The organism is Prosthecobacter sp., from assembly GCF_044222565.1.
In the GTDB taxonomy this organism is placed as follows: Bacteria; Verrucomicrobiota; Verrucomicrobiia; order Verrucomicrobiales; family Verrucomicrobiaceae; genus Prosthecobacter.
The window spans coordinates 82150-94051 of sequence record NZ_JBGANA010000016.1 but is presented as its reverse complement, the minus strand read 5'-3'; the positions used below and the strand labels follow the sequence as shown (position 1 = coordinate 94051).

The window sequence follows — 11902 nt, the reverse complement described above, 5'->3', positions numbered from 1 at the left end:
CACCCCAACGTTGAATCGGTTGAAGTTCTTGAAGTTTCTCGGTCGGTTCCCCCACCGATAAAATCTCTCCCCTCAAAAAAGAACCATCAAAACCAACGAAACCTACGAAACCGGCACCTGGCGTTTGGGTGGCACGCTCCGCCAGGTGAAAGCGCCTGATCTCACCCTCAGGGGAACAGTTGGTAAATTTTGAGACACTCGACTTTGCGGGCAGAGACGATGACTGCTCGAACAACAATTATCCCCATGAGCACTGACACCAACACCCTCGCCTACGACCAGCATTCCCAGGCCGCCAAGGAATCCGCCCAGCAGGCAGCGCAAAACGCCAAAGACGCCGCCCAGCAGGCCGGCTATGCCGCCAAAGACCTGGCGCAGCACGCCGCCAACTCCGCTCAGAACGGCATCTCTGCCGCCAAGGATGCGGCTCAAAATGGTCTCGCCGCCGCCAAAGACGCCACTCAGCATGGCTATGCTGTCGTCAAGGATGCCGCCCAGCACGCCGGCCAGACCGCCAAGGAACTCTATAACACCGCAGCGAGTCGTGCCGAAGACGTTTACCACACCGCGGCTCACCGCGCCGAAGATCTGTATAAAACCGCCGCTGCACGCGCTGGAGAAACCTTGGACCAGTCCAAGAAGTATGTGCGTGAAAACCCCGTGCCTACCGTGCTCGGCGCCTTCGCCATCGGTCTCACCCTCGGTGCTCTGCTGGGCTTGTCCCACCACCATGAGCCTACCCTGCGCGAGCGTTTCCGCTGGTAAGCAACAGAGCAGGAATGGGGATCCATTCCTGAGGCACTGAGACTGGATCAGTCCTTGATGGGCTGATCCGAGATGCAGAAATCATCGACATACAGCGTTGCGGTCTTTCCCTGCTCATTGTAAGCACTGATGCCGATCTCGATGCTGTTGTAGATGGCATGCGCCAGCACCAGCGTCTTCCCGCGTGTGTCGATGATCTTCTGCTCATCCTGCCATAGTTCGATCACGCCATCGTCTTTCTCGGTGAGCCCCAGGTGTGCGCGCAAATGCACCCACTGACCGGTGGGGAAGATCACCTCCCTGCCCTGTGGCTGGCGATAGTAGGGCTGGTCAAAGCCCTTGAGTTGAAAGCAGGCATGCTTGCCTCCCGAGATGACGATGCGCATCCCCGGGTGCTGGTGCAGCCACGTAGTTTCGAGGTCCAGCACCGTGAAAGGCATGCCGCTGCCCTTGGGCACTTGGCACCAAAGGGAGATCCACACATCATCTCCCTTCACAAAATGCATCAACTCCGTGGAAAGCGATGCTTTTGCGGTGACCATCCCAGCACTTGGCGGCACCGCCACGCACTTTAGCGCCGTCTTTCCTCCGTGCACCAGTTCCACGCTGGGCTCGATGCGGTTGTCCAGGAAGTCTCCTTCTCCCTTTAGAATGCGATTCCGCAGCTTCACGTAGTCGTTCACACCCGGTGTTTTGGGGGATTGCAGCTCGCAGGTGGTCCAACCGCGCTGAAGGCTGATCAAATCCACGAGCCGCTGAGTCCCTTCAAAGTCATCCGCAAACGCTCGTTTGACCGGCACGAGTTCGCCCTCCGCGCCCTTGCGAAAGAGGGTGCCATTCTTTTCGACGTAGTTTTTCGCGTAGTAGTCGGGATCATAAAACTGCTGCACCAGCTCCCACCTGCCAGACAGCGGCTGCACGCGGTAGAGTCGGCCCTTGTGCAGCTTGTAGGTCGTCCCCTTCTCCGTCACCGTCTGCTCCACCTCAGACTCCGGCAATGGCTCAATGCTCGCAGCACGCCGGCCGAGAACCGCCCAGCCGATGAGCAGCACCGCCGCTGCGAGAATGAGGGTGCGTTTGAGTTTCATGCAGTGAGAGCCTTGGCGCCTTGTCGAGTGGAGAAAACCTTCGAACTTTTGCAATGTCAGCCGACGACAAGCGGTCGGTGTCGCTGGCCGGACAGATGTCGCGCAAGCCGTTGCCTGCATTCTTTTTCTTCCTCCATGCCAAGCCGAGAGCTGCCATGGGTGGACTCTGGGAGCGAAGCAACCTCTCCGCATGACGATGGTTGCCAGTTTCCAAACTGCTGTGCTTAGGGTGGGAAACTGGAAACCGAGGGGAAAAGAGACGTTGCAGGAAAGCGCAGCAAGTGGAGCGAAGTTGCAGAATGAAGCACGGAAGGCGGTTTCCATGGGCAATCGGACAAAGATGCATGGCAACCAGCGGAGCGCGCTGCATGGAAAGCCTTGAAAGCCCCACAGAACTCGGAGTCCGGAGGCAACAGACTGTCCTTTAACTTGAGTGCTTGATTGCACTCCATCTTGATCAAACCTTCGATTAATTCGCCTCGCTCATCCACGGAGGCCTGCGGGTGGGAATGTCTGAAACAGCGATTTCGCCCCTTCGCAGTCGGCCGCCGTCTTCTTCCCCGTATAACCGTGCACGGTTTGATGTAAACATTGCCTGGTTTGCGGGCGTCGATTTCCAGTAGCCTTCGACCACGCCATCCAAATACGACCAGACGAAGTCCTCATCACCCATGCCTGCTCGGATTGCCGTTCGCAGCGCGGAGCGGTCGAATGGAAATCGCCAATGCAGCCATGCCGTGCGAAGCACCCAGGCTAGAACGCCAAAAGGGAACACGACCAGACCCACCAGATCCTTAAAGAATGAGGTTACCGGTCGTAGACGATAACCCGCGCGCTGCGTCTTCACACACTGACCGCAGAAACCGCCGTTGGTGCTCGCGGTGATTTCCAAAATCATTGCGGAGCACCTTCGGCATTTCACACGAGGTGTCATGGCCCGCGCGCTTACTTCGCCAGAAACTCGTCCAGCGCCGCTTTGGTGATGCGGAACTGCGTGCCGATCTTCTTGGCTTTGATGTCGCCCGCTTCAATGCTGGCGAGGACATCTGCCTCGGCGACGCCGAGGGTCTGCGCCACCTGGGCAGGGGTGAGGATGTCTGCGGAAGGAAGAGGCGGCGGAGCCCCTGCACCCGGCAGCGGCGGAGGGCTGGAGCCTTGATTGGGATTGAAGACGCCCTGGGCCATCATGTTCTGCGCCATGCCAAAACCCATGGCGATTTCCGCGGCGGAACCTGCTGCGCCACCGCCACCTTTGGCCATGCCTTCGGCCATCTGGAATTTGACGTAGTCGTTAAGATTCCCGATCGCGCCCATGCTGCTGCGTTTGTCGATGGCGGCCTCGACTTCTGGCGGCACGCTGGCGTTTTCCAGGATGAAGCTGGTGATCTCAATGCCGTACTTGCCCTGCGTAGTAGGGTTGATGATGGGCAGCAGCGCCTCGCCAAGCTCCGAGTAGCGGGTGGCGAGGTCGAGCACGGGCACCTTGGCAGTGGCAAGCGCGTCAGTGAACACGCTGACGATGCGGCTGCGCATGGTGTCGGCAAATTCATCCAGGCGGAACTGGTTGTCTGTGCCAGCCACTTCCTTGAGGAAGAGCTTGGGCTCGCTGATGCGGAAATCAAAGGTGCCAAAAGCGCGCACCCGCACGATGCCGAAATCCTGATCGCGCATCATGATGGGGTTGCTGGTGCCCCACTTGTTGCCGGTGAAGAGTCGGGTGGTGACGTAGTACACGTCCGCTTTAAAGGGAGACTCAAAGCCGTACTTCCAGCCCTTGAGCGTGGAGAGGATGGGGATGTTCTCCGTGCTCAGCGTGTGCTTGCCGGGGCCGAAGGTGTCGCCGAATTCGCCGAGGTAAACAAACTGCGCCACCTGCGATTCGCGCACGATGAGCTGCGCTCCGCGCTTGATTTCCTTGTCCTCATCCGGAAAGCGCCAGGAGAGCGTGTCGCGCGAGTCGTCAGTCCACTGGATGATTTCCAGAAACTGTCCTTTGAGGTAATCCATCAGGCCCATGATCGTAGAGAGGTGAGAGTTAGCGTTGTGGTTTGGCTGGGAACGAAGGCGAGTTTAGAGAGCGCGCTTGCTTTTGGCGAGTGCAATTCTGCGCGGGAGTTTGTAAGCGCAACGGCGCCCCAGGCGCGCGGACCTCCGAGTCCGCAGCGGGTGGCAAGCATGAGCCTGCGGCGAAGGCGGAGCGCCTTGCTACTTGCGGAGTTGCTGCGGCTTCGGAGAGCCGCGCTCCCAGGGCTAGAGGTCAGCGCGGAGTGTGCACCTGCTTGCGGGGTTGCTGCGGCATTGGAATGCCGCGCTCCCAGGATTCAGATAAAGCATCCCTCAGGCGGCGCTGAGCGCTTTGCCGTTTGATTCCTTAAAGGTCCGGTTCAGATTGATATTTCATATGTCCCTTGCCGATCAACTCCAAGCCGCCGCCTCCTCCGGGCAACTCCTCGCCGCCAGTCATGACAACATCCGCGCCCTGCTCGCCGCCAGCGACAGCCCGCTGTACCGAGCCAGCATCGAGGAACTCGCCACGGCGGGCCAGTGGGATGAGCTGAACGACCGCTTCTTCCAGGCGCTCAAATTTGGCACCGGCGGCCTGCGCGGACGCACGGTGGGCCGAAATGTGACGAAGGCCGAACGCGGAAGCGCCCCGGAGGACCAGCGCCCGGAGCACCCCTGCGTGGGCACGAACGCGATGAATTTCTACAACGTCAGCCGCGCCACCCGCGGCCTGGTGACCTACATCAAGAACTACCGCGCCAATGCCAAGCTGAGCGGCAAGCCGAGCATCGTCTTCGCGCACGACACACGGCATTTCTCGCCGGAGTTCGCGAAATTCTGCGCGAAGATCGCCACGGACCACGGCGCCAACGTTTACCTCTTCGACTACTGCCGCGCCACGCCTGAGATGTCCTTTGCCGTGCGCCAGCTCCGTGCGGACGCGGGCGTGATGCTGACCGCCTCCCACAACCCGCCGCATGACAACGGCTACAAGGTGAACTTCAACGACGGTGCAGGCATCGTGGAGCCGCACGCCACGGGCATCATCAAGGAAGTGAACGCCATCAAAGGCGAGGAATACGAAGCCCTCCCCGAAGCCCAGCGCGGCAAGATCACCACGCTGGCCAATGAGATGGACCAGAAATACCTCGCCCGCGTGGAAACCATGATGCTGCAGCCCGAACTGCTGCAGAAAGAGGAGGCCAAGAAGCTCAAGATCGTCTTCACCGCGCTGCATGGCACCGGTGGTGTGCTGGTGCCAGTGCTGCTGAAAAAGCTGGGCTTCAATTTCCTTACCGTGCCGGAGCAGGACGTGCGGGACGGCCGCTTCCCCACCGTGAAGTCGCCGAATCCGGAAAACGCATCCGCTTTGAAAATGGCGGTCGATCTGGCAAACAAGGAAGGCGCGGACATCATCATCGGCACCGATCCCGACTGCGACCGCATGGGCGTGGGCGTGCGCAATGCCGCTGGAGAAATGGTCCTCCTGACCGGCAACCAGGTCGGCTCCCTCATGGCCTGGTACCGCACCAAGACCATGTTTGAGCTGGGCATCCTCACGCCTGAAAACAAGAGCCATGCCGTGCTGCTGAAGACCTTTGTCACCAGCCCGCTCCAGGACGCCATCGCCGCGAAATTTGGCGTGGGCTGCGTGAACACGCTCACCGGGTTCAAATGGATCAGCGCCAAGCTGGCCAAATACGAGGCCGCGCTGCCTGCGGACATCCAGAGCCGCTACCGCGACCTGAACAATGTGGAGAGCCGCGCCGCACGCCTGAAGCACAGCAAATTCCTCATCTTCGGCGGTGAGGAAAGCTACGGCTACATGGGCGATGACTTCAGCCGCGACAAAGACGGCAACGGTGCGGTGGTGATGTTTGCCGAACTGGCCGCCTACGCCGCCAGCCTGGGTCTCACCGTGGCCGGGCTGCTCGACCAGGTGTATTGCGAAGTCGGCTACTTCCTGGAAAGAAACGAGAGCAAGGTCTTCGAAGGCGCCACCGGTGCCGCTCAGATCGCCAAGCTGGCAGATAGCTACGGCAGCAATCCGCCAAAGGAAGTGGATGGCTCCGCCGTGATCAAGGTGCGCGACTTCCGCAAGGACGAGATCACCGATGAAGAAGGCGATGTGGTGCTGAAGGAAAAGATGCTCTTTGTGGATCTGGCTGACGGCCGCAGCTTTGCCGTGCGCCCCTCCGGCACCGAGCCGAAGATCAAATACTACATGTTTGGCCGCAGCGTCCCCGCCGCAGGCAAGAGCCTCAGCGCCGAGGAACTCGCCGCCGCCAAGACCAAGGTCTCCGACGGACTGGCTTCCATGTGGGCCTGGCTGGACAAGGACATCGACGCCCGTCTGGCGCAGTAAGGACACGCGCCGTTCAATGATATTTGAGGCATTTGACGATGCGGCTGAACAAACTTCAGCCGCATTCGTCTATCCAGATACGATCTCATCCGTGGGAACGGAGCGCCATAAATGTGGCTTGAAGTTCTCTCGAATTTAAGAACTATTAACCATTATGAACTTTCGATCCACTCACAGAGGGCTGATCAGCTCATTCGGATTGGGCTTCTGTGCTGTCACTGTGCTGGCTTCGACGGCCACGGCGCAGCAACAGCGCTACTACCCGCAGCCCCAAGGTGGATATCCGCAGCAGCCGTACAGCCAGCCTGCCAATCCCTATTACCAGCAGCAACAGCCGCAGAGCTACCCCTACTCTCAGCCGCCTTCGCAGTATGAGAGCCCGATCCAGTTTCTGCCAAAATTTGGCCAGCGCCTGAGCGAAATGGCGCGCCGCCTGTTTTATGGCAAGAACCCCACGGGATATGATTATCCCCCGCAGGGTGGTTATGGCCAGGGCGGCTACAGTCTGGATGCCAGCCCACGCCAGCAGTCCGTCCCCAGCTATCCCCAGCAATCTCCGCAGGGTTACCCCATGCCCGGGTCCGGCTACAGCCCGCAGCAGCTTCCTCCAGGCTACTCCCAGACACCTCAGCAGCAGCCGGGCTATCAGTATCCGCCGCAGCAGCAGCCGCAGGCGCAGTCACAGAATCAGCCACGCTACAGCTACCCTCCTCAGCAGCAGCAATCGACGGTGCCTCCGCAGCAGCCCTCCACCTCATCCCGCACGAAGAGCACCCCTCCTGCACCGGCTTCATCGACCAAGTCCTCCAGCAGCAGCAGCAAGCGCACTTACACCCCGCCGAAGATTGAGGACTCGCCTCCCCCGTCTCCGAGGACCAGCAGCAAGACTTCCGCTCCGGTGACGCCCAAGAAGGAAACGGTGAAGGAATCCCCGCCGCCGCCCCAGACGACCACTCGGCGCTCAGAGTCCGCTCCGAAGGAGTTTCCCACCACCTCATCTTCTTCCAGCGGCTCATCGGGTTCGTTTTTGAAGGGCAAAAAAACGTCAAAGCCGGGGCGTGTGATCAGCCCCTACCCGCCCTACAAGGAACTCGACATCACCGGGCTCGAAAGCGGCTCGCTGGCACTCGATCCCACGACCCAGAAGGTCTTCGAGGTGCCGTGAGGCCTTCGACACGAGCGAAGTCACCTCAGAAGTCCCGGCCTCAGCCGGGATTTCTGCTTTTATGCCAGCAGCGGCTCTTTTGACGAAATTTAAAATAAACGAGCCTCTGGCCCGATGTTTGCTTGCATAGCTGTTGGGGCAGCGCTTGGCTGTCTTCCCAACCATTCATGGCCGACCACGGACTCCAGCAGTTACAGACGCAAAAGCTCGCCATTGGGCCGCAGATGCAACAGAGTTTGCAGATTCTGCAGGCTCCGACGCTTGAGCTGAGACAGATCATCCAGCAGGAGATCGAGATCAATCCCGTGCTGGAGCTCGAAGCGCCTGAAACCTCCATCCAGGACGCTATTCCCGATGATCCGGACGACCGCAGCGTGGATGACAGCGACATCGACGCTCTGACCCAGATGGACGACGAGTGGCGCGAATACTGGCAGCAGAGCCGGCAGCAGACCGCCACGCACCGCAGCGATGACCAGGAGCGCTGGCAGTTCCTCATGGACTCCATCGTGGCGCCCACCACCCTGCAGGAACATCTGCTCTCCCAGCTCCACACCTCTGACGCCAAGGAGAGCCTGGCACCGCACGTGGAGTTCCTGATCGGAAATCTGGACGACCGCGGGTTTCTCAACACCCGCATCGATGATCTCAGCCTGCAGCACGGCATTCCGATTGATGTTCTCATCAGCGCCAAAAAGCTGCTGCAGAGTTTTGATCCCGTGGGTGTCGGGTCGGAAGATCTGCGCGAGTGCCTGATGGTGCAGCTGGACCGTCTCGGTAAAAAGCAGAGCCTCGCCTGGCGTCTGGTGGATCAATACATCGACGACCTCGCCAACAAGCGCTACCCCATCCTCGCCCGCAAGCTCGGCGTGCCGCTGGAGCAGATCTCGCGCGCGGCGGACTTCATCAGCACGCTCGATCCGCGACCAGCGCAGCGCTTCGCCGTCTCCTCAAACAACTACGTCACTCCAGACGTCGTGGTGGAGCGTCAGGGCCGCGACTGGGTGGCCGTGATGACAAATGACGACCTGCCGCATCTGCGCATCAGCAACACCTACAAAGACCTGCTCAGCGCACCCGGCAACAACGGCGAGGTGCGCAACTACGTGCGCGACAAAATCCGCAGCGGCAAGTTCCTGATCCGCTCGATCCATCAGCGCCAGCAGACGATCCACCGCATCGCCACGCAGATCCTCAAGTATCAGCGCGAGTTTTTGGAGAAAGGCACCAATTTCCTCCGCCCCCTCAACATGGCCACCGTGGCCGATGAAGTCGGCGTGCACGAGACCACCGTCAGCCGCGCCATCGCCGGCAAATACATCGCCACCCCGCATGGCGTGTTCGACATGAAGTTCTTCTTCTCCCACGGCGTGAAGACCGAGTCAGGCGATGATTTGAGCAACACCAGCGTCAAAAACGCCATCGCCGAACTCATCAAGAACGAGCCCAAGCACAAGCCCCTCAGCGACGACAAGCTCGCGAAGCTGCTGGATGGGCAAGGCATCAAAGTCGCGCGCCGCACCGTGGCGAAGTACCGCGAAGCGCTGAACATCCTGCCGAGCCATTTGCGGAAGTCGTTTTCGTAATTTGACGTTCGAGACACGGGGCAAGTTCGGGAGCTTCACCGCTGTCCTGACAGGACATGCACTCCGCGCTCTTCCCGATGGCGGAGCCATCCCAGCTTGTAGCGAGGGGTTGAGCGAAGCGACACCCCTCGTAAGTGCATCCCCACACTCCCGAATTCCCTCGCATCGCGGAGCGATGCCAGCACTTTTCCTCCCTCAGCGCTGACGGCGAAGACCGTGCATTTTAGACATGCGTCCGTGCATGCAGCCCTGTCAGCAGTCGGGCTGCCGAACGTGTACACGATCATGCGCGCCCTGCTGTTTCTGTTCACTCTCTGCACTTCGCTCCTGGCAGCGGACCGCCCAAACATCATTCTTATTCTCGCGGATGATCTGGGCTACGGTGATCTCGGCTGCTTCGGCTCCACTCAAATCAAGACGCCTCACCTCGACAAGATGGCCGCAGAGGGCCTGCGGCTCACAAGTTTCTATGCGCAGGCGGTGTGTGGCCCGTCACGGGCTGCACTGATGACGGGCTGCTACCCGATTCGCGTAGCCGAGCCTGGCAACAAGAAGAACCAGCACACGGTGCTGCATACGAAAGAAGTCACAATGGCGGAAGTCCTTCGGGAGGCAGGCTACGCCACCGCCTGCATAGGCAAATGGCACCTTGGGGAGCACATGAAAAACACACCCACTGGATTTGATCCGGCCACGATGCCGAACGGGCAGGGCTTTGACTACTTTTATGGCACACCGCTTTACAACGGCGCGACAGTGCATGTCGACGACTCGAAGTTTCGCAGCACCATTCTGCGCAATGTGGAAGTCGAGGCCTCCGCAGTGGAGTCCTGGGACCACATCACACAGGATTACACCCGCGAGGCGGTGGATTTCATCCGCCGAACTCGGGAACAGCCGTTCCTCCTCTACCTGGCCCACAACATGCCCCACATCCCGCTCGGAGCATCGGAGAAATTCAAAGGAAGAAGCGCCGCCGGTCCGTTTGGGGATGCGGTGGAGGAGATCGACTGGAGCTGCGGTGAAATATTGAAGGCGCTACGAGAACTCAATCTCGCGGAAAACACCCTGGTGATCTTCACGTCTGACAATGGCCCGTGGATCGAGACCACGGCGGGCATGAAAGCAAATGGCAAGCCGTTTATCCCACGTGATCACTCCGGCCACTCCGATCCTCTACGCGGTTACAAGATGCTCACCTGGGAAGGTGGTCTGCGGGTGCCCTGCATCTTTTGGTGGCCCGGAAAAATACCCGCCGCCACTGCAAGCGGCGCAATCACCTCCACCCTCGATCTCCTGCCGACTTTCGCATCTCTCGGAGGAGCCCGGACACCTGCTGACCGCATCATCGATGGTCATGACTTGACTTCTCTCATGTTGAATCCAGACACGGCGGCAGACCCTCACGAAGCCTTTTACTACTACTGTTTCACACACCTGCAGGCCGTGCGCAGCGGGAAGTGGAAGTTCGTTCGTAAACGACCGGAACATCCGCCCTGGACCGGCTTCAGCGGTCGCTTTGCAGGCAATGCCGTGGATCAACTGTCACTCTACGATCTGGAGAAAGACATTGGAGAGACAACGAACGTCGCAGCGGAGCACCCAGAAATATTGGCCCGCCTCCGTCAGCTAGCGCACGAAGCACGCATGGATCTTGGTGACTACGACCACATGGGCAATGGAGCGCGCTTTTTCGACGGCCCCGCGCCTGCCCGGAAAGCGCCAAAGTGAGCAGTTCAAAATCCGGGCGGCCCGTTTCCAAATGCGCCGTCACACAAACTGCCGCGCAATCTGCGTGTAAAACACCAGCGCCTTTTCCACCTCCGCGCATTCGACATACTCTACCGCAGCGTGAGCCTGATCGATGCTGCCAGGGCCAAACAAAATCGTCGGAATGCCCATCCGTGAGAACTTGCTGGCATCGCTGCCAAAGGGCACGCCGCACACGCCAACATCGCGTCCCATTTCGCCCAGCAGGGTTTGCGCGAGCTTCACCAGTGGCGCGTCCGCATCCGTCTGAAACGGCCAGTCCTGCAGCATCGGCTCATCCATTTCCGCCAGCACCTCCGGGTGCTGTTTCATGAGTGCATCCAGCAGCACCTGATAATGCGCCAGCACCTCCGGCACCTCCTCGCCCGGCAGCAAGCGGCGGTCGATCTCGATCACCGCCTCGTCCGGCACAAAGTTCACCTGCACGCCGCCGTGGATCACGCCCACATTGCAGGTGCCTGGACCGAGCAGCGGGTGTTTCTCCACCTGCATGCGCTCGTGGTCTTCATTCAATGCCAGCACAACGCGTGACATCGCGGTGATGGCATTGATGCCGAGATGCGGCTTGGAACTGTGCGCCGCCTTGCCCTTGGTGCGGATGCGCCAGCGCAGCACGCCTTTGCTGGCGATCACACATTTGAACTCCGTCGGTTCTGCCACCACGGCGGCGTCCGCCTTGAGTCCTTCGCAAAGTTTGACTACACCGCGAAAGGAAAACTCCTCGTCCACCACGGCGGCCAGCCATACCTCACAGGGTGGCGCCTCGCCGCTGGCATGAATGTCAGCCACCGCATGCATCATGGCCGCCAGCCCCGCCTTGTCATCCACCGAGCCACGGCCATGCAGTTTCCCGTCGCGGATCACGGGGTCAAAGGGATCAATCGTCATGCCCTTGATGGAAACGGTGTCCATGTGTGCCTCAAACACGATGCGCCGCGATGCATCTCGCCCCGGCACACGGGCGATGACGTTGTTGCGTCCCGGAAACACCTCCTGCTCCCAGGTTTCGATGCCGCGCTGCTCAAAAAAACGCCGGACGTAAGCCGCAGCCGCCGCCTCTCCCGGCCCGCCTTCATAGGAGCTGTTCACGCTGTTGATGCGGACGAGGTCGGCCAGGGTCTGAAGGACGGGAGACATCCCACAGCCTAAGCGGGGCTGC

The 11902-nt window shown here is 60.0% G+C and carries 9 protein-coding genes; 5 read left to right on the top strand and 4 right to left on the bottom strand.

Annotated elements, in window-relative coordinates:
- Positions 1-246 precede the first annotated feature (246 nt).
- Positions 247-765, top strand: a complete 519-nt coding sequence (locus tag ACILSR_RS21870; protein ID WP_395751927.1) for a hypothetical protein — start codon at positions 247-249, stop codon at positions 763-765.
- Positions 766-812: 47 nt separating this feature from the next.
- Here ACILSR_RS21870 and ACILSR_RS21865 read toward each other — a convergent pair whose 3' ends face one another.
- The 3 genes from ACILSR_RS21865 to ACILSR_RS21855 form a co-directional block, all read right to left on the bottom strand.
- Positions 813-1853, bottom strand: a complete 1041-nt coding sequence (locus ACILSR_RS21865; protein ID WP_395751926.1) for a hypothetical protein — start codon at positions 1851-1853, stop codon at positions 813-815.
- Positions 1854-2322: 469 nt separating this feature from the next.
- On the bottom strand, positions 2323-2751 hold the full coding sequence (locus ACILSR_RS21860; RefSeq protein ID WP_395751925.1) for a hypothetical protein: 429 nt from the start codon (positions 2749-2751) through the stop codon (positions 2323-2325).
- Between the two features lie 47 nt (positions 2752-2798).
- Positions 2799-3869 carry an SPFH domain-containing protein gene (locus ACILSR_RS21855; RefSeq protein ID WP_395751924.1) on the bottom strand — a complete coding sequence of 357 codons (1071 nt, stop codon included), beginning with the start codon at positions 3867-3869 and terminating at the stop codon, positions 2799-2801.
- Between the two features lie 385 nt (positions 3870-4254).
- Here ACILSR_RS21855 and ACILSR_RS21850 point away from each other — a divergent pair, with 385 nt between their 5' ends.
- The 4 genes from ACILSR_RS21850 (at position 4255) to ACILSR_RS21835 (ending at position 10704) form a co-directional block, all read left to right on the top strand.
- On the top strand, positions 4255-6222 hold the full coding sequence (locus tag ACILSR_RS21850; RefSeq protein WP_395751923.1) for a phospho-sugar mutase: 1968 nt from the start codon (positions 4255-4257) through the stop codon (positions 6220-6222).
- A gap of 154 nt (positions 6223-6376) precedes the next feature.
- Positions 6377-7387: a hypothetical protein gene (locus ACILSR_RS21845; RefSeq protein ID WP_395751922.1), complete on the top strand. Its 1011-nt coding sequence runs from the start codon at positions 6377-6379 to the stop codon at positions 7385-7387.
- A gap of 167 nt (positions 7388-7554) precedes the next feature.
- Positions 7555-8973 carry an RNA polymerase factor sigma-54 gene (gene rpoN, locus ACILSR_RS21840; protein WP_395751921.1) on the top strand — a complete coding sequence of 473 codons (1419 nt, stop codon included), beginning with the start codon at positions 7555-7557 and terminating at the stop codon, positions 8971-8973.
- 237 nt (positions 8974-9210) lie between these two features.
- Positions 9211-10704: a sulfatase gene (locus ACILSR_RS21835; RefSeq protein ID WP_395751920.1), complete on the top strand. Its 1494-nt coding sequence runs from the start codon at positions 9211-9213 to the stop codon at positions 10702-10704.
- Between the two features lie 39 nt (positions 10705-10743).
- Here ACILSR_RS21835 and ACILSR_RS21830 read toward each other — a convergent pair whose 3' ends face one another.
- Positions 10744-11880, bottom strand: a complete 1137-nt coding sequence (locus ACILSR_RS21830; RefSeq protein ID WP_395751919.1) for a M20 family metallopeptidase — start codon at positions 11878-11880, stop codon at positions 10744-10746.
- Between the last annotated feature and the right edge of the window lie 22 nt (positions 11881-11902).